This is a genomic window from Bradyrhizobium genomosp. III, assembly GCF_000261705.1.
Classification (GTDB): Bacteria; Pseudomonadota; Alphaproteobacteria; order Rhizobiales; family Xanthobacteraceae; genus Bradyrhizobium; species Bradyrhizobium ottawaense.
Genome location: NZ_AJQF01000390.1, coordinates 1 through 17,605 on the forward strand (window position 1 = coordinate 1; position 17,605 = coordinate 17,605).

Here is a 17,605-nt window from a genome sequence, read left to right on the forward strand (position 1 = left end):
GGTCAAGGCGGCGCTCGGCGACCTCGACAAGGTCGTGCGCGTGGTGCGCCTTGGCGGCTTCATCAACTCGGCCCCCGATTTCCTGGATGGGCCGAAGGTCCTGAACGGCGCCTCCGACCTGATGGTCGCCGCCTTCGGTGACAAGGGCCGCCATGCCCGCACCACCGTCGGCGTCGCCTCGTTGCCGGCAGACGCGGCGGTCGAGGTCGAAGGCGTGTTCGAGGTCGCCTGACGGACAATGCGCGCTCCTGATTGGCTGACAGCCCGGCCGGTCGCCCATCGCGGCCTGCATGACATTTCCCGTGGCATCGTCGAGAACATGCCGGGCGCGGTGCAGGCTGCGATCGCAGGCAATTTTTCGATCGAGGTCGACATCCAACTCTCGGCCGACGGCGAGGCCATGGTGCATCACGACCATGCGCTGGGCCGCCTCACCGAGGCCACCGGCGAGGTCGTGTCGAAGACCGCCGCGGAGCTGAAGGCCGTCAAATTCAAGGACACCGACGAGCGGATGATGTCGCTGTCCGACCTCTGCGCCATGGTCGCCGGCCGCGTGCCCCTTGTGATCGAGGTGAAGAGCCATTTTGGCGGCGACCGCAAGCTGGTGAAGCGGATGGCCGAGGTGCTGGCGTCCTATGACGGCCCCGCCGTCGGCATGTCGTTCGATCCCGACCAGGTGCTGGCACTGCGCGAGCTGCTGCCCTCCCGCCCGCGCGGCATCGTCGCGCAGCGGACCTATGAGGACGACTATTGGGCCAAGCTCACGCAGCCGCAGCGCGATAGCATGCTGTACCTGCGCCACGGCTTTCAGACCCAGCCCCATTTCGTCGCCTTCAGGGTCGACGACCTCCCGGCCCCCGCCCCCTGGATCGCCCGCAATCTGTTCGGCTGCGCCCTGCTCGGCTGGACGGTCCGCACCCCGGAGCAGCGGACGCGGGTCGGGCAATATGCCGACCAGATGATCTTTGAGGGGTTCGTGCCGTAGGGCACGCTCGTGTCTCGGACAAGCTGCAACGCTTCGGCGTTGCGGCGCAGAGCCGGAACCAATCTGTCCGCGAGCGCGCTGCCACATGGGCCCCGGCTCAGCAGCGCCCCACTGCGTGCTGCGCTGCGTCCGGGGCACGAGAGCCGTGCTCCCGCACCCTCTTGAAGTCACTGCTGCAATGCACGATCTTGGGCAACGATGGCATCATCCGAAATCACGCTCGAGGCCGTACCTTCGATTGGCGAGGTATCCCGGGAGGACTGGGACGCCTGTGCCAATCCCGGCAAGGTTCTTAACGAAAAGGCCTGCAACGGGCTTGGCGCGGGAACCTCATCTGGACTTCCAGGCGATTCCCTCGGCCTCTCAAAACCTGCCTATAACCCGTTCGTCTCACACGCCTTTCTCTCGGCCGTTGAGAAATCGGGTTCGGCGACAATCCGCACGGGCTGGGGACCGCGGCATCTCGTGGCCAAGGTCGACGGCCGCGTCGCCGGTGTCGTGCCCTGCTATCTGAAATCGCATTCGCAAGGCGAGTACGTCTTTGATCGCGGTTGGGCGGACGCCTATGAGCGCGCCGGCGGACGCTACTATCCGAAGCTCCAGGTCTCGGTTCCCTTCACGCCGGCCACAGGCCCGCGCCTGCTGGTCCGTGACGGCGTCGATCACGAGCGCATCATGGACGCACTGGCGAGCGGGCTGGTAGCGCTCTGCGGCGTCAGCAAGGCCTCCTCCGTCCACGTCACCTTCGCGCGCGAGGCCGAGTGGAAGCTGCTCGCCGAGCACGGCTTCCTGCAGCGTACCGACCAGCAGTTCCACTGGCACAATGAGGGCTTTGCGAGCTTCGACGACTTCCTCAGCACCCTGAACTCGCGTCACCGCAAATCGATCAAGCGCGAGCGGCGCGATGCGCTCCCCGCCGGGATCACCATCCACTGGCTGACGGGAAAAGACATCACCGAGGATGCCTGGGACGCCTTCTTCGCATTCTACATGGAGACCGGCTCGCGCAAATGGGGCCGTCCCTATCTGACGCGGGAGTTCTTCTCGCTGATCGGCGAGACCATGGCAGAGGACGTGCTGCTGGTGATGGTCCGCCGCAACAATCGCTGGATCGCGGGCGCGATCAACTTCATCGGCTCGGACACGCTGTTCGGCCGCAACTGGGGCGCGGTCGAGCATCATCCGTTCCTGCATTTCGAGGTCTGCTATTACCAGGCGATCGACTTCGCCATCAAACGCGGCCTCACCCATGTCGAGGCCGGCGCGCAAGGCGAGCACAAGATCGCGCGCGGCTACCTGCCACGCACAACCCATTCCGCGCACTTCATCGCCGATCCCGGCCTGCGCCGCGCGATTGATGATTACCTCAAGCGCGAGCGCGCCTATGTCGCCGAAGCCGGACGCGAGCTCGCCGAGCTCGGCCCGTTCCGCAAAGGCGCCGACGAGGCGCCTTGACGGTTTGCCGTCGCTGGTGACAGTAAGCGCAAAATTCCAAGCGCAAGTTTCTCGGGGAGCCGCCATGACCGCCTACGACACCAACAACATCTTCGCGAAGATCCTGCGCGGCGAGCTGCCCTGCTCCAAGGTCTATGAGGACGAGCACGTCTTCGCGTTCCTCGACATCATGCCGCGCGTCCCTGGCCACACGCTGGTGATCCCGAAGGCCCCTGCCCGCAACATCCTCGACATCCAGCCGGACGACTACGCCCATGTCGCCCGCGGCGCGCACAGGATCGCCGCAGCCGCGATGCAGGCATTCAAGGCCGACGGCATCACCATCCAGCAGTTCAACGAGCCCGCCGGTGGACAAGTGGTGTTTCACCTGCACATGCACGTGATGCCGCGGCACGACGGCGTGGCAATGCTGCCGCCCGCCAGCCGCAAGGAAGACGCCAAGGTGCTGGAAGAGCACGCGGCGAAGCTGATCGCGGCGTTAAAGGGTTGATGTCATTCCGGGGCGCGCCCCCTTGGCGCGAGCTATGGTGCGCAATTGCGCACCTGAGAATCCATTTCACCACCGACTCTGACGCCTGATGGATTCCGGGCTCGCGCCTTCGGCGCGCCCCGGAATGACAGATTACTCCGTCTCGAAATCCCCTGGCTGGGGCGCCGCCAATGGCGTGAACTCGCACCGATCTGGCTTGATGTCGATCAGCGGCGTGTTGTCGAGGCAATCGAGCCCGCGCACCAGGATCGCATTGCCCTCGATGCCGACCAGCTTCACGATCGACGTGCCGATCGGATTTGGCCGCACCGGCGAGCGCAGCGAAAAGGTGCCGCGGGTTTTCTCGTTGTTCTTGGGGCTCTGCAGGATGATGTCGCGGCGCGACTGGTCGAGCCAATAGAGCACTTCGAGATTGCTGTAGAAATCGACGCCCTTGATGGCCGGCACGAACGGCTCGAAGATCTCGAGGCGGCAGATCGGGCCGTCCTGACGTCCCTGCCGCGGCGTCTCCAGCCGCGAGGTCCAGGGCGTGCGGATGCGGCCGATGAAAACGAGACCGGCGTCCTGTGTCGGTGGCAGCTTGATGGCGACCTCGCCCTCGCGGAGCTCCTGTTCGCGAACCATATTTCCTGTTCCTTGGCTGTTCGCCGGCGGTTTTAGCCCAACCACCACTTGCCGGCCAGCATGAAGACTTCGCCGGTCACGACGCCCGCAAAGATCGAGCGGCGGGTCAGCAGGAACACGACGAGGCCGGCGGCCACCGCGCCATAACGCAAGGTATCAGGCACGCTCGCCAGCGCACCCGGCGGCTCGACCACGATCTGGGCGATGACGCCGGCGAGGATGGCGGTGGCGACCGCCCTCACCCAGACCAGCAGTTCGGAGCCTTCGTCGATGCCGCCGCCAAACCACAGGCCCAGCATGCGCCAGATCTGGTTGGGCACGACCCCGGCGACGAACAGCACCGCCAGCGCATGCCAGTCGCCGATCGCTTGCGCAAAACTCACGCGCGCACCTCCCGCCACCAATGCACGCCATAGGCGATCGTGCCGGCCGCCACCCCGCTGACCAGGATATCGACACCGGAGTTCATCTTCGCGGCCAGCGGATAAAGCAAGATGCCCAGCACGAGCGCGACGACATCGGCGACCTCGCGGCTGTTGCGCGCAGTCGAGAACAGGAACGACAGCGGCGTCAGCAGCAGGATCGCCGCTCCAAGCGTCTGCGTCAGGTTGGCGGCGAGGAAATAGCCGACGGTGTTGGCGACGAGGCACACCGAGACGAGGCCACAGCCGAGCCCGTGGACAAACGCAATCCGCCGCTCGCGCGGCACCTGCGGCAGGAAACGGTGACACTCGACCCACAGCGTCACCGCGGTGAGATGCGCGGCAAAGACCAGCTCGCGCCGTTTGGTCGTCGGCGTCCGCATCAAGGGCAGCACCGAGACCACCATCGGGAACAGCCTGATGGCGCTGACGGTGACTGCAATCGCCGACTGGATGACGGTGGCGCCGGAGCCGAGCGTGGTGATCAGGATGATCTGCGCCGGCCCCGCCCAGACGAACAGCGTCGAGGCGAGCGCCCAGGCCAGACTGAAATGGGTGTCATGGGCCAGCGCGCCGATGCCGAGATAGGTCACGAACAGCACGATGGTGAGGATCGTCTGCGTGATCGAGCGCAGGCCCCAGCCGAAGGCAAGCCACCGGCTATTCCATTGTGGTGAATCGAGCGGAGGAAGCGCCACGGGAGTCTTGGCCGGGTTGCGGAATCGTGCCCGCATAACGGGCAATGCGGCGCCTCGCGTCAAGGAAGCGCGCGGCGGGGCTGGCATGCGTGACGCACCCAGCGCCGTCATTCCGGGGCGCGCCAAGCGCGAGCCCGGAATCCATCGGGCCGCAGAGACAGCCTCGCGATGGATTCCGGGTTCGCGACTTCGTCGCGCCCCGGAATGACAGCCTACCCCGCGACACCCTTGTTCTTCAGTACGAAGCACGCCCCGCCGGCCTTGCGGATGCGGTTGCACAGATCATCCGCCTCGCCGCGCGTGTCGGCGCCGATGCGCACCTGGTAGAACGCACGGGTGCCGCGGCTGCGCATCACCGAACTCAGCAGGCTCGGATCACGCTCGCCGATCGCGGCACCGAGCCGCGTGACCGCGCGGGAGTACATCGCCAGCGCCCTGTTACGGTCGAAGCCGGCGGCGAGCTGCACGCCCCAGGCCTTTGCGGCCGCAAGCTCCACATGCTGCTCGAGCTCGGCGACGAAAGCATTCGGCGCGCGCTTGAGCAGCGCCATCAGGTCGCGACAGCTCGTCGGCGGCGCGCTCGGCGGGCCCTTGCCGGTCGCGCCTGCCTTGGCCCAGGCATCGACGCTGGTGCCGGTGATGGCCAAGACATAGTTGCGGGTCTGCTCCGGCATGCCGCCGGTGCCCGCGAGCCATTCCTGCACGCGCCGCGGACCTGCGTTGTAGGCAGCGGCCGCGAGGCCGAGATTGCCGAACTGGTTGCGTAGCTCGTTCAAGAATTCTGCCGACTTCGGCAATGCCTGCACCGGATTGAACGGATTGAGCAGCCCGCGCTCGCTCGCGGTGCCCGGCATGAACTGCGCGATCCCCTGTGCGTGCTCGCCGCTGCGTGTCGTGGGACCTACCGCATCGGCCTGGAAGCGGCTTTCCTGCCAGATCACCCGGGCGAAGAATTCCAGCGGGAGATTGGCATCGCGCGCGGCGGCCTCGATGATCAGGCAGATCGACTCCCGCGTGTCGCTCTCGCGCGCCGACTCGGGCGATGGCGACGGTTTTGCGGGGGCTTCGGGGCCGAGCTGCGTGGGAGGAACCGGTGCGTCCTCGGCCAGCGCCGACGTGCAGACGAACGCTGCCACGAGCAGCTGCCAGATCAGCCTCTGGACCCCACCAAGCTGCATTTCGCTCCAAGCCCTTGAACTCGGGCCCCAAGGCAACTAGCAACGGCCGGAATAATCAACGCTGAGCTCGGCCAAAATGCGGACAATCTATTTTGATCTCGACGGCACACTCACCGATCCAAAGCCCGGGATCACCGGTTCGATCCAGTATGCCCTGAAAAAACTCGACCAGCCGGTCCCGAGCCAGGACGAGCTGACCTGGTGCATTGGGCCGCCGCTGCATGCCAGCCTGAAGAGGCTCGTCGGAACCGACGAACTTGCTGACCGGGCGCTGCTACTCTACCGCGAGCGGTTTTCCGAGGTCGGCCTGTTCGAGAATGCGCTCTATCAGGGCATCCACGACACGCTCGCCGCGGTGGCCGCGACGACGCCGCGCATGTTCGTGGCGACCAGCAAGCCCGCGGTCTACGCTACCCGCATCGTCAATCATTTCGGCCTGAAGCCGTATTTCGAGCGCGTGTTCGGGTCCGAGCTCGACGGCACCCGCGTCGACAAGCGCGATCTGCTGCGCTACGCGCTCGACGAGACCAAGGTCGACGCGAGCAGCGCCATCATGATCGGCGACCGCAGCCACGATGTGATCGGCGCCCGCACCAACGGCATGACCGCGATCGGCGTGCTCTATGGCTATGGCAGCGAGACCGAGCTCAGGGACGCCGGCGCGCATCACATCTGCGCCGCACATCCCGAGCTGCTCGGTCATTGCGTGGGCTAGGCGCTGACGGTCTCCACCGCCGTCAACATGCCGGTCTTGGCGTGGCAGTTCAGATATTCGAAGAACTGCTCGTCCGCAGCTGCCACCGTGACCTCGTGATAAAGTCGCAGCTTGGCTGACGGGCCGAGCGTGGACAGATACTTCATCGCGGCACCAAAAATCCTGACATGGGTTGGATGCGACTCCGCCCAGCGTTCGAGCGCCGCCAGGCTCTTCCACCAGCTCTGGCCGTAGGACTTTTCGCTCACGCTGCCGTCGGCCTGGAGCACCTCCATGTAGCGGTTGGCATAGCAGCCGATCGCAAGCCCCTCGTCGCGCAGGAAATCCATGCCCTCGCGCAGCACCGGCTCGACATCATCGAGATAGAGCTTTCGCTCGGATGCCTCGGTATCGCTCCAATCCTGCCCGGACCTGATCAGGCAGAGATTGTCGTGCGCCGTCACGCGCAGCCGCGCACCGTCCCGGATCAGCTCCGGCGCGCCACCGGGCGCCATCGCGTCGGTTTGCGACAGCGGAATACGGTCGCGCATGCCGCCCCAGTAAGCGTGCTCCTGCACCTCGCCGCTCATGCCGCCGGCGATCGAGGCGACGCCCTCAGTCCGGTCGGGCGAGGAGAACAGTGTCTCGTGCCGCGCTACAATGGGACGCAGCACTTCGACGAAGGTGCCGATGCCTTCGCGCTGCCGTCCGGTCCAGGCCTCGCGCGCCGCTTCGAACCAGGCGTCGAAGCGTGCGATGTCGTCCCAATAGCCCACCGAGACGACGGTCTCGTATCCGGCTTGATCGACATAGTGCGCGCGATCCCAATGCGAAGGCCCGCCTGCCGCAGCGAAATAGCGCGCGATGTCGGCGAGCGCCTCCGTCGCGGCCACCGGCGCCGTGCCGCGATGCTGCACGCCGAAATAGGCCATCACGACACGGCTCACGCCGGGCCTGTAGCGCGCCACAAAGGACGGATATGGCGGCTGGTAATCATCAGGCACGCGCTTGTGGCGCGTGCGCGGGTTTTCGAGATGCCGAGGAATTGCAGATTCCACGATCGTACCCTCCCCTCGATCTCGGTGATCAGCTCGCCGCCGCGGCGATGTCCGTGGGCTCGACGGTATCCACCGGCAAGGCAAATTGCTCGACGCGTTGGTACCGCTTCTTGTTCAGGAGCAACCGCGTCACGTCGGGCCGTGAATAATGCCCGGCCGGATCTGCCGCGTTCTTGGCAACACCGATGGCGCCGAGGTCGATCTCGGCGATCAATAACCCCTCCTGATCCGGCGCCAGCTTCTCGCCGATCTGGCTGCCGTCGGGACCGTAGATCGCCGCAAAGCCGCCGCCGGCATGCAGCAGCGCGTGCTTGTCCGGCCGGTCGCAAAGTTCGTCGATCATCGCTTGCGAGACCGTCGCGCAAGGCGCGAGCACGAAGCAAGAGCCCTCCACCGCATAGACGCGCGAAGCGGCGTTGTTGACCTCGGCGCCGAGCGCCGGCGCGAAGGGATCATAAAGCGAGAAGCTCGGCCAGGCCGCGACATGCACCTGCTCGTTCTGGGCGTACATCGCGTATTTGGACAGCGGCTGGAGATGCTCCCAGCAGCACAGCGCGCCGAGACGGCCGATGTCGGCCCTCGCATGCACGGCGAGATCGCTGCCGTCGCCCTCGCCGTAGACGGTACGCTCGGCATGGGTCGGCCGCAGCTTGCGGCGTTTGGCGATGGTCTCGCCATCGGGCCCGATCAGCCATTGCGCCAGATAGAGGCTGCCGCCGTCGCGTTCGGACAGGCCGATCACGGCGGTGAGCCTGGCCTTGCGTACGGCATCGCGCAAGCGCTCGGCCTGCGGGCTGTCATAGGACAGCGAGTTGTCGAAATAGCGCTGCACGAAGCCGCGGCCGATCGCCCAGGCCGGCGAGTCCATCCAGATATGCCAGGGGTAACCGGGGATGAAGGCCTCGGGAAAGGCGATCAGCCTGGCGCCCTTCTCCGCGGCCTCCCTGATCAGCGCGATCGACTTGTCGATGGAGGCGTCGAGATCGAGCCAAGCCGGCGCCGCCTGCACCACCGCCACCTTGTATTTCGGATGTTCGATGCCCATTGCCGCCTCCATTGCCGGTTGATCGGAAGCCATCTCCGATGCAGTCTATTGGGCCAAAGCGGGCAACCAGCCGCTCGACCGCGGCGGAACAAAAACTCGACCGGCCGGGATTTCGGCCCGGTACGGGATTTGCCTCGGATCGGGCTGGATCTGCGCCAACATGCGATTTCGCTGGATGTGAAAGGGAGGCCTGCCGATGCCAATCCAGTTCACGACGGACGGCAGCCCGGGCTACCGGCGGCTCGCCCTCTGGCAGGACATCGTCTGCGACGTCTTCGTCGGGCTCGACTGCAAATCCGATCTCGGCAGCGCCTTTCGCGGCTCGGTCACGCAAATCCCGCTCGGCAAGGCCGTATGCTCCGAGGTCTGCTCCGATCGCCAGCACGTATTCCGTACGCCCTCCCGCATCGCGCGCTCGGATCAGGATTTCGTCCTGGTCGCGCTCGGCCATCGCGGCGACGGCGGCGTGGTGCAGGACGGCCGCGAGACTGTAGTTCATCCCGGCGAGTTCGCGCTCTACGACACCACGCGCCCCTATGAGCTGAAGTTCAACGACGCCTTCACGCAGACCATCTTCAAGGTGCCGCGCGAGATGTTGCAGCGCCGGCTCGGCGGCACGGAGACGCTGACCGCGATGTCGTTTGGCACTGAGGCACCGCTCGAGCGGCTCGCCTATGATTTCATCTTCCGGCTTTGCCAGAGTGCCGACCGGCTCGCCCCTGGCAACGCCGCTGTTCTGTCCGAACAGGCCGTCGATCTGCTCGCGATGGCGCTGAGCGAGCGGCTCGGCAAGACGTCGCTGCCATCCTCGACCCACCGCTCTGCGCTGATCTACCGGCTCAAGGCGCATGTCCGCGCCCATCTCGCCGACCCCGACCTTTCATTGCCGGAGACCGCGGCTGCGCTCGGCATTTCGCCGCGCTACGTGAACGACCTTCTCGCCGACGAGGAGACCTCGTTCCAACGTTACGTCCTCGCCGAACGCCTTGCGCGGTGCCGTCGCGACCTCGCCTCGCCCATGCTCGTCCATCGCCACATCAGCGAGATCGCCTTTGCCTGGGGTTTCAACGACCTCTCGCATTTCGGCCGCGTCTTCCGCGAGCATTTTGGCATGTCGCCGCGCGATTTCAGGCAGAGCCAGCTGCGGCACTGAGCAGCCATCTTCGCAAGCCTTCGTCCTGGACGAAGGCAACGCTCGCCAATTCCAGATTGTCTTGCGTTGCGGCGTGGATCAGGCTGCCACGCATGAGGACTCAGACGACGATAAGCGGAAGCGAGCTGTTGCTGAGCGTCATCGCGATCCGTCTCGCCGTGCTGGTCGTGGTGGGATGGGGTTTGACTCTGCTGCCGCAGCAGACGCGCAATCGAGAGCTCGGCTGCGCTCCCCCATCCCAGGCAAGGGACGAGCCGAAACTTTCGGCGAAGCTTGTCGGCCCGCGCATCGTTGACGCCGCGTTCGACGATATGCTTCGGCACGATTAGGGCGTCCGAGCAAGGCCGGTATGTGAGCGCGTGATAGGACAAGGCACCCGCTTGCGCTAACCTCGATGCCGAGGCCGCAACGATCAATCAGCGGCAGCCGAGGAGCATTTCGATGGAATACCGACGCTTGGGCCGGTCAGGCCTCATGGTGCCCGCCTTGAGCCTTGGCACCGGCACCTTCGGCGGCGTCGGCCGCCTTGCCGCGTGGGGCACGACGGACGCGACCGAGGCGCGGCGCCTGCTGGACGTCTGCCTCGAGGCCGGCGTGTCGATGTTCGACACCGCGGACGTCTATTCGCTCGGCGAGTCCGAACGCGTTCTCGGCGAGGCCATCAAGGGCCGCCGCGACAAGGTGCTGGTCTCGACCAAGGCCACGTTTCGCTTCGGCGACGGCCCGAACGACATCGGCTCGTCACGGCAGCATCTGCTCGCAGCCATCGACGGTTCGCTGAGCCGGCTCGGCACCGACTACATCGACTTGTTCCAGCTCCACGGCTTCGACGCCTTCACCCCGCCCGAGGAGGTGCTCGCGACCCTCGATACGCTCGTCCGCGCCGGCAAGATCCGCTATGTCGGCGTTTCGAATTTTTCCGGCTGGCACCTGATGAAGTCGCTCTCTGTTGCCGACAAGCACGGTTTTCCGCGCTACGTCGCCAACCAGACCTATTATTCGCTGATCGGGCGCGATTACGAATGGGAGTTGATGCCGCTCGGCCTCGACCAGGGGTTAGGTGCCGTGGTCTGGTCGCCGCTCGGATGGGGACGCCTCACGGGCAAGCTTCGCCGAGGTCAGCCGAAGCCCGAGGTGAGCCGCCTGCCCAAGACCGCCGAGTTCGGCCCGCCGGTGCCGGACGAGCATGTCTATCGTGTCGTCGATGCCATCGACGAGGTCGCGAAGGAAACCGGCAAGAGCGTGTCGCAGATCGCGCTGAACTGGCTGCTGCAGCGCCCGACCGTATCGACGCTGATCATCGGCGCGCGCAACGAGACGCAGCTGCGCGAAAATCTCGGCGCGGTCGGCTGGTCCTTGACCAAGGACCAGGTCGCAAAACTCGACGCGGCGAGCAAGGTGACGCTACCCTATCCCTACTGGCACCAGCGCACGACCTTCACCGACCGGAACCCGCCGGCGGTCTAGGCCTCGTTGAGCTGCATCAAGCCCGCTCGCGCCGGCCGTGGCACAATGCGGCCGCGAGGCCGCGATGCGCCGATTTGCCATGAAGGCTCTGTTCACGGTCCTCAATCTCACCCGCACCGAGCGGACGCGGATCGACCGGGACCGCGCCGTCCTGGTCGTCTCGACGGTGGTGACGCTCGGCCTCATTGCGCTCTACGTGTTCGGGAAATCGACAGCACGCTGGTAGGGTGCGCGGCCGTTCCGGTCGATGCCGACCGCCTGCGGCACAGGAACCGTCCGTGTCCTGCCGGGTTGCGATCCATCCTGCAATTTCCTAATCGGGAGACGGAACACGGCTCGAATCAAGCGCGCCTCCATCATGTCGTCCGCCCCCATCGAGCACGCCGACGGCCTGCCGCAGCCACAGCGCAACCAGGCGGTGCTGACCATTGCGCTGGGCATCATCATGGCGGTGGTCGACAGCGCCATCGCCAATGTCGCGCTGCCGACGATCGCGGCCGACCTCGACGCCAGTCCGGCCTTCTCGATCTGGATCGTCAACGGCTACCAGCTTGCGATCACGATCTCGCTGCTGCCGCTGGCTTCGCTCGGCGAGATCGTCGGCTATCGCCGCGTCTATCTGGTCGGGCTGGTGCTGTTCACGCTGGCATCCGCCTTCTGCGCGCTGGCGCATACGCTGCCGCTGCTCACGATCGCGCGCATCATCCAGGGCTTTGGCGCGGCCGGCATCATGAGCGTCAACGCGGCGCTGGTGCGCTTCACTTACCCGCGCAGCCAGCTCGGCCGCGGCATCGGGCTCAACGCGCTCGTCGTCGCCTTCTCGGCCGCCATCGGCCCGACGCTCGCCGCAGGCATCCTGGCGGTCGGAAGCTGGCCGTGGCTGTTCGCCATCAACGTGCCGCTCGGCGCGGTGACGCTGGTGCTGGGCCTGCGCAGCCTGCCGCACACAAAGCCCGCCAGCCATTCGTTCGACTGGCAGAGCGCGGGGCTTTCAGCGATCACCTTCGGCGTCGGGATCGCAGCCGTCGACAGCGTCGGTCATGGCGAGGCCGCCATCACCTGCCTGATCCAGTTCGCCATCGCTCTGGTCGCAGGCGCGCTGCTGATCTGGCGCGAAACCCACATGACCTCGCCGCTGCTGCCGGTCGACCTGTTGCGCATCCCCGTGTTCGCGCTGTCGATCGCGACCTCGATCGCCTCGTTCTGCGGGCAGATGCTGGCCTTCGTCGCGATCCCCTTCTACCTCCAGAGCCGCTTCGGCTATTCGGCGGTGCATATGGGCCTCCTGATCACGCCATGGCCGATCGCGGTGGCGTTCGCAGCGCCGCTGGCCGGCCGCCTGGTCGAGCGTTATCCGGCCGGCCTGCTCGGCGGCATCGGGCTCACGCTGTTCGCCTGCGGCCTCGCCGCGCTCGCCTTCCTGCCCGCGGACCCCACACCGTTCGACGTGATCTGGCGCATGGCGCTGGCAGGTGCCGGATTCGGTCTGTTCCAGACCCCCAACAACCGCACCATGATCGCAGCCGCCCCGCGCGAGCGCGCCGGCGGCGCCAGCGGCATGCTTGGCACGGCGCGTCTGCTCGGCCAGACCACTGGCGCTGCGCTGGTGGCGTTGTTGCTCGGACGGTATCCGGTTGAGGGGACCAGGCTGGCACTGCTCGCAGGCGTCGGGTTTGCACTCTGCGGCGCGGTGCTGAGCATGTTGCGGCTGTCTCCGGCTGGCGCGCGCGGCGCCGAACACGTCCGCGTGCAGGACGATCAGCGCCTGCGGGGCGACTGACAGAGCCCACCTTCCGGTGCCTGCTATTCCCGTGCACAACCCCTGCGTGGCTTAACTATCAGGACCAATGACCTATTGCCCTCGCGCTCCGGTTGCGCTTGATTGGCGCGGGGAATAAGGGGCACTTCATGCGTTCATTGGGAATTGTGGCGCTCAGCGTCATGCTGGGCGGTTGCGCGTCTGTGACGCGCGGCACGACCGAAAACATCAGCATCTCATCGACACCGTCAGGCGTGGAGGCTGTGGTCAGCGGGCTTGAGGTGCCGACAACCTGCACAACACCTTGCGCCATCGTCGCCAAGCGTAGCGCCGACATCACGATCACCTTCGAAAAGGAAGGCTATCAACCCCAGACGGTGCAACTCACCAAGGAAGTGTCGGGCACGGGCGCCGCCGGCTTCGCCGGCAATCTCCTCGCCGGCGGCGTCATCGGCATGGGCGTTGATGCCGCGACCGGGGCGGCCACCGATCACAAGCCCAATCCGGTCATCGTGACGATGCAGCCGACCGCCCCCGCCCGCAGCGCGCGGCCGGCCGCGCCGCGCAAGCCGCGTCCGCCAGCGGCCGCGCCCGAAGCCGGGACGTAAGGGTCACACACAGCCTCGGAAACAAAAAAGGCCGGCTTCGCAGCCGGCCTCTTTCTGTTCATGATGAGCGCTGGATCAAGCCTTGACCAGCGGGCCCTTGGAGGTCGGCCCCTTCGAGCCGCCGGGACCGCCCGGCTTGGACTTGCCCGGCGGCCGCTTGCGGGCCCCCGGCAGCTTCTCCTGCTTCGGCGTGACCGGGCCCTCGACGAATTCGAACCCGATCTTCTCCTTGGTCTCGTCAGCCTCGTCCTTGACCAGGACGACGCGGACGTGGCCGCCGCCCTTCAGCTTGCCGAACAGCACCTCGTCGGCGAGCGGCTTCTTGATGTGCTCCTGGATCACGCGGGCCATGGGACGTGCGCCCATCTGCTCGTCGTAACCATGCTGGACCAGCCAGGCCTTGGCGGGCTCGGACAGCTCGATGGTGACGTCGCGGTCGCCGAGTTGGGCTTCGAGCTGAAGCACGAACTTCTCGACCACGGTGCCGATCACCTCGACGCTGAGATGGCCGAACGAGACGATGGCATCGAGACGGTTGCGGAATTCCGGCGCGAATTGCCGGTTGATCGCCTCGTGGTCGTCGCCTTCCCGCTTGGAGCGCGTGAAGCCGAACGCCTGCTTGGCGAGATCGGAAGCCCCCGCGTTCGTGGTCATGATCAGGATCACGTTGCGGAAATTGACCTGCTTGCCGTTGTGGTCGGTGAGCCGGCCGTGATCCATGATCTGCAGCAGCACGTTGTAGAGATCAGGATGCGCCTTCTCGATTTCGTCGAGCAGCACCACGCAATGCGGATGCTGGTCGACGCCGTCGGTGAGCAGGCCGCCCTGGTCGAAGCCGACATAGCCGGGAGGCGCACCGATCAGGCGAGATACGGTGTGCCGCTCCATGTATTCGGACATGTCGAAGCGCAACAGCTCGACGCCGAGGCTTGCCGCGAGCTGCTTTGCAACCTCGGTCTTGCCGACGCCGGTCGGACCCGAGAACAGGTAGCAACCGATCGGCTTCTCCGGCTCACGCAAGCCGGCGCGCGCCAGCTTGATCGATGCCGCAAGCGACTCGATCGCCTTGTCCTGACCGAACACGGTGCGCTTCAGCGTCTGCTCAAGATGCTTGAGCACCTCGGCATCGTCCTTCGACACGCTCTTCGGTGGAATCCGCGCCATCGAGGCGATCGTGGTCTCGATCTCCTTGATGCCGATGGTCTTCTTGCGCTTGTTCTCGGCGACCAGCATCTGCGCCGCACCGGACTCGTCGATCACGTCGATCGCCTTGTCCGGCAGCTTGCGGTCGTGGATGTAGCGCGAGGAGAGCTGCACCGCGGCCTCGATCGCCTCGTTGGTGTACTTCAGCCGGTGGTAGTCCTCGAAGTACGGCTTCAGTCCCTTGAGGATCGCAATGGCGTCCTCGACCGTCGGCTCGTTGATGTCGATCTTCTGGAAGCGCCGCACCAGCGCGCGGTCCTTCTCGAAGTGCTGGCGGTATTCCTTGTAGGTGGTCGAGCCCATGCAGCGGATGGTGCCCGAGGCCAGCGCGGGCTTGAGCAGGTTCGAGGCATCCATCGCCCCGCCCGACGTCGCGCCCGCACCGATCACGGTGTGGATCTCGTCGATGAACAGGATGGCGTTGGGATGCGCCTCGAGTTCCTTCAGCACTTGCTTCAGGCGCTCTTCGAAGTCGCCGCGATAGCGCGTGCCCGCGAGCAGTGTGCCCATGTCGAGCGAGAACACCGTGGCAGCCGCCAGAACTTCCGGCACCTCGCTGTCGACGATGCGCTTGGCGAGGCCCTCCGCGATCGCGGTCTTGCCGACGCCGGCTTCGCCGACGAACAACGGGTTGTTCTTTTGCCGGCGGCACAGCACCTGGATCGCACGGTTGATTTCGGAATTGCGTCCGATCACCGGATCGATCTTGCCGTCGCGCGCCTTCTTGTTGAGGTTGACGCAATAGGTCTCGAGCGCCTCGCCCTTCTTCTTGGCGTCCTCGGCGCCCTTGGTCTCGGTCTCCTCGTCGACGCCGCGCACCGGCCGCGCCTCGGAGACGCCAGGCCGCTTGGCGATGCCGTGGCTGATGTAGTTGACCGCGTCATAGCGCGTCATGTCCTGCTCCTGCAGGAAATACGCGGCATGGCTCTCGCGCTCGGCGAAGATCGCGATCAGCACGTTGGCGCCGGTCACCTCTTCACGACCGGAGGATTGCACGTGGATCACGGCACGCTGGATCACCCGCTGGAAGCCGGCTGTCGGCTTGGCGTCGTCCGCGCCGTCGGTGACCAGATTCTCGAACTCGGTCTCTAGATAATTAACCAGGCTCGTGCGGAGCTTGTCGAGATCGACACTACAGGCGCGCATGACGGCGGCTGCATCGGAGTCGTCGATCAGGGAGAGCAACAGATGCTCGAGCGTCGCGTATTGGTGATGACGCTCGTTTGCGATCGCCAGCGCACGATGCAGGGATTGTTCAAGGCTTTGGGAAAAAGTCGGCATTCGCGTCCTCTATGGCCCCCACCATCATGATCGTCATCGCCCGGTCAGGCAACAACAACCTTTGTCACATATAGTTATACAAGACCGCGGCGAAAGACCGGTTCCGCGACTCTGGCAGCGACACACCCGCGGTATTTTCGATGCAAAACCCGTTCCGATTTGGGCGGACTACCCATTTGGGCAGGGTTGACGCCGGCGCCGAAGTTCACCGGATCATGCAGCAGGATGCGCTGCCATCACACACCACACGAGCAGAACCACTCTAAGGAACGGGACCGGCGACTACTTCTTTTCCATCACGCATTGCAGCGGATGCTGGTGCTTGCGGGCGAAATCCATCACCTGTGTCACCTTGGTCTCGGCGATCTCGTAAGTGAACACGCCGCACTCCCCGATACCATGATGATGGACGTGCAGCATGATCTTGGTCGCGGCCTCGATGTCCTTGTTGAAGAACTTCTCCAGCACGTGGACGACGAACTCCATCGGCGTGTAGTCGTCGTTCAGGATCAGCACGCGGTAGAGGTTCGGCCGTTTGGTCTTCGGCTTGACCTTGGTAATGACCGAAGTGTTCGGACCCGAGGGGTTGCCCGAACGGTTCTCGTCATTGCTCATGCGAGGAGCGTAGGCAGCGGCTGGCGCGGACAGGTCGAGTCTGGAAGTCAATTGCGGCATGGCTCAGGCGTTCAAATTCCCCATGGAAGCGAATGGCGGTCGCCGCGCGACCCCGCCCTTCGGAGCCTGGCGCAGGCGCGCCGCCTTGTTGGATCGCCGCTCCCGACAATCCGGTCCAAACCGGATCGTTCGCCAGCAATATGGGCCTGCCCCCGGCCCGCCGCAAGCGTGCAGAGGTCCGGCCGATGCGGCCACGGCAGTCCCGATTCCCGTTCCGGGCGATCAGGAGCGAGGTTAAACAATCCGGACCGATTTGACAAAAATTTCGCCCCCGCGCGTTTAGAACATGTTGACCAGGAACCCCGGCTATTAACCCGGCTGCGGCGGTTTCACGCGGGTCGCTCCGGTTTTCTACGGTCCAATTTACCTGCCGTTCAATGGCATGGCGCGAAATCGGGCAAAACACAGATTTCGGGGATTGTCATGTCTCGCCCGCCGCTCGTCAGCCGCCTTGGTCGACTATGCGCCCGCTTTGCAACGGCCGAGCAAGGCAATATCGCCGTGATCTTCGCCATCGCGCTGGTCCCGGTGCTGAGCTTCGTCGGTGCCGCGATCGATTATAGCCGCGCCGCCCAGGCCCGCGCCTCCATGCAGTCGGCCCTCGACTCCACCGCGCTGATGCTCTCCAGGGACCTGTCGTCCGGCACGATCACGACGTCCCAGATCAGCAGCAAGGCGCAAACCTATTTCAATGCCCTGTTCACCAACACCACGACCCTGCCATCGGTCACCGTTGGGGCCACTTATACCGCGAGCACCAGCATCGGCTCGACGATCCAGCTCACCGGAACCGGCACCTACACGACCAGC

At 65.4% G+C, this 17,605-nt stretch carries 20 protein-coding genes; 12 read left to right on the forward strand and 8 right to left on the reverse strand.

From position 1 onward, the window contains the following. The 4 genes from IC66_RS0131585 to IC66_RS0131600 all read left to right on the forward strand — a co-directional run. Positions 1–232: RidA family protein (locus IC66_RS0131585; protein WP_038950324.1), on the forward strand; the 232-nt coding region annotated here is incomplete at its 5' end. A 6-nt stretch (positions 233–238) separates the two neighbouring features. Further along, a complete protein-coding gene (locus IC66_RS0131590) occupies positions 239–985 on the forward strand; it encodes a glycerophosphodiester phosphodiesterase (protein ID WP_028143960.1) in 747 nt (248 codons plus the stop codon). A gap of 198 nt (positions 986–1,183) precedes the next feature. After that, positions 1,184–2,440, forward strand: a complete 1,257-nt coding sequence (locus IC66_RS0131595; RefSeq protein WP_028143961.1) for a GNAT family N-acetyltransferase — start codon at positions 1,184–1,186, stop codon at positions 2,438–2,440. A 64-nt stretch (positions 2,441–2,504) separates the two neighbouring features. Further along, complete coding sequence (locus IC66_RS0131600) at positions 2,505–2,930, forward strand: HIT family protein (protein ID WP_038950326.1); 426 nt, start codon at positions 2,505–2,507, stop codon at positions 2,928–2,930. Positions 2,931–3,062: 132 nt separating this feature from the next. Here IC66_RS0131600 and tsaA read toward each other — a convergent pair whose 3' ends face one another. The 4 genes from tsaA to IC66_RS0131620 all read right to left on the reverse strand — a co-directional run bounded on the left by tsaA (position 3,063) and on the right by IC66_RS0131620 (position 5,852). Next, positions 3,063–3,554: a tRNA (N6-threonylcarbamoyladenosine(37)-N6)-methyltransferase TrmO gene (tsaA, locus tag IC66_RS0131605; protein ID WP_038950328.1), complete on the reverse strand. Its 492-nt coding sequence runs from the start codon at positions 3,552–3,554 to the stop codon at positions 3,063–3,065. A 32-nt stretch (positions 3,555–3,586) separates the two neighbouring features. After that, positions 3,587–3,937 carry an AzlD domain-containing protein gene (locus IC66_RS0131610; RefSeq protein ID WP_028143964.1) on the reverse strand — a complete coding sequence of 117 codons (351 nt, stop codon included), beginning with the start codon at positions 3,935–3,937 and terminating at the stop codon, positions 3,587–3,589. Continuing rightward, complete coding sequence (locus IC66_RS0131615) at positions 3,934–4,674, reverse strand: AzlC family ABC transporter permease (protein WP_038950330.1); 741 nt, start codon at positions 4,672–4,674, stop codon at positions 3,934–3,936. The genes IC66_RS0131610 and IC66_RS0131615 overlap by 4 nt, the downstream gene beginning before the upstream one ends. Before the next feature lie 212 nt (positions 4,675–4,886). Next, entirely contained in the window at positions 4,887–5,852 is a 966-nt protein-coding gene (locus IC66_RS0131620; protein WP_038950331.1) for a lytic transglycosylase domain-containing protein, read from the reverse strand. A gap of 76 nt (positions 5,853–5,928) precedes the next feature. Here IC66_RS0131620 and IC66_RS0131625 point away from each other — a divergent pair, with 76 nt between their 5' ends. Beyond that, positions 5,929–6,567 (forward strand): HAD family hydrolase, encoded by a 639-nt coding sequence (locus IC66_RS0131625; RefSeq protein ID WP_038950332.1) that lies wholly within the window; start codon positions 5,929–5,931, stop codon positions 6,565–6,567. Here IC66_RS0131625 and IC66_RS0131630 read toward each other — a convergent pair. Beyond that, the gene (locus tag IC66_RS0131630) at positions 6,564–7,604 is read right to left on the reverse strand and encodes a phenylacetaldoxime dehydratase family protein (RefSeq protein ID WP_038950334.1); all 1,041 of its coding nucleotides are present in this window, start codon (positions 7,602–7,604) and stop codon (positions 6,564–6,566) included. The genes IC66_RS0131625 and IC66_RS0131630 overlap by 4 nt on opposite strands. Positions 7,605–7,632: 28 nt before the next feature. Then, positions 7,633–8,649 (reverse strand): carbon-nitrogen hydrolase family protein, encoded by a 1,017-nt coding sequence (locus tag IC66_RS0131635; RefSeq protein ID WP_028143968.1) that lies wholly within the window; start codon positions 8,647–8,649, stop codon positions 7,633–7,635. Between the two features lie 196 nt (positions 8,650–8,845). On the opposite strand from IC66_RS0131635, the gene IC66_RS0131640 reads away from it, so the two are divergent. From IC66_RS0131640 to IC66_RS0131665, 6 genes are all read left to right on the forward strand, one after another. After that, entirely contained in the window at positions 8,846–9,802 is a 957-nt protein-coding gene (locus tag IC66_RS0131640; RefSeq protein ID WP_028143969.1) for a helix-turn-helix domain-containing protein, read from the forward strand. Positions 9,803–9,930: 128 nt separating this feature from the next. Beyond that, complete coding sequence (locus IC66_RS0131645) at positions 9,931–10,131, forward strand: hypothetical protein (protein WP_244429199.1); 201 nt, start codon at positions 9,931–9,933, stop codon at positions 10,129–10,131. A gap of 112 nt (positions 10,132–10,243) precedes the next feature. After that, positions 10,244–11,269 (forward strand): aldo/keto reductase, encoded by a 1,026-nt coding sequence (locus IC66_RS0131650; protein ID WP_038950336.1) that lies wholly within the window; start codon positions 10,244–10,246, stop codon positions 11,267–11,269. A gap of 64 nt (positions 11,270–11,333) precedes the next feature. Further along, positions 11,334–11,495 carry a hypothetical protein gene (locus IC66_RS47855; RefSeq protein ID WP_167456567.1) on the forward strand — a complete coding sequence of 54 codons (162 nt, stop codon included), beginning with the start codon at positions 11,334–11,336 and terminating at the stop codon, positions 11,493–11,495. Between the two features lie 132 nt (positions 11,496–11,627). Then, positions 11,628–13,049, forward strand: a complete 1,422-nt coding sequence (locus IC66_RS0131660) for an MFS transporter (protein ID WP_049806683.1) — start codon at positions 11,628–11,630, stop codon at positions 13,047–13,049. Between the two features lie 128 nt (positions 13,050–13,177). Next, positions 13,178–13,636, forward strand: a complete 459-nt coding sequence (locus IC66_RS0131665) for a hypothetical protein (RefSeq protein WP_028143972.1) — start codon at positions 13,178–13,180, stop codon at positions 13,634–13,636. 75 nt (positions 13,637–13,711) lie between these two features. Here the strand turns inward: IC66_RS0131665 and clpA are convergent, their stop codons facing one another. Continuing rightward, positions 13,712–16,120, reverse strand: a complete 2,409-nt coding sequence (gene clpA, locus IC66_RS0131670) for an ATP-dependent Clp protease ATP-binding subunit ClpA (protein ID WP_028143973.1) — start codon at positions 16,118–16,120, stop codon at positions 13,712–13,714. Between the two features lie 282 nt (positions 16,121–16,402). After that, positions 16,403–16,735, reverse strand: a complete 333-nt coding sequence (gene clpS / locus IC66_RS0131675; protein WP_026202494.1) for an ATP-dependent Clp protease adapter ClpS — start codon at positions 16,733–16,735, stop codon at positions 16,403–16,405. 483 nt (positions 16,736–17,218) lie between these two features. On the opposite strand from clpS, the gene IC66_RS0131680 reads away from it, so the two are divergent. Continuing rightward, a partial coding sequence (locus IC66_RS0131680) for a TadE/TadG family type IV pilus assembly protein (RefSeq protein ID WP_038950338.1) occupies positions 17,219–17,605 on the forward strand: 387 nt, incomplete at its 3' end.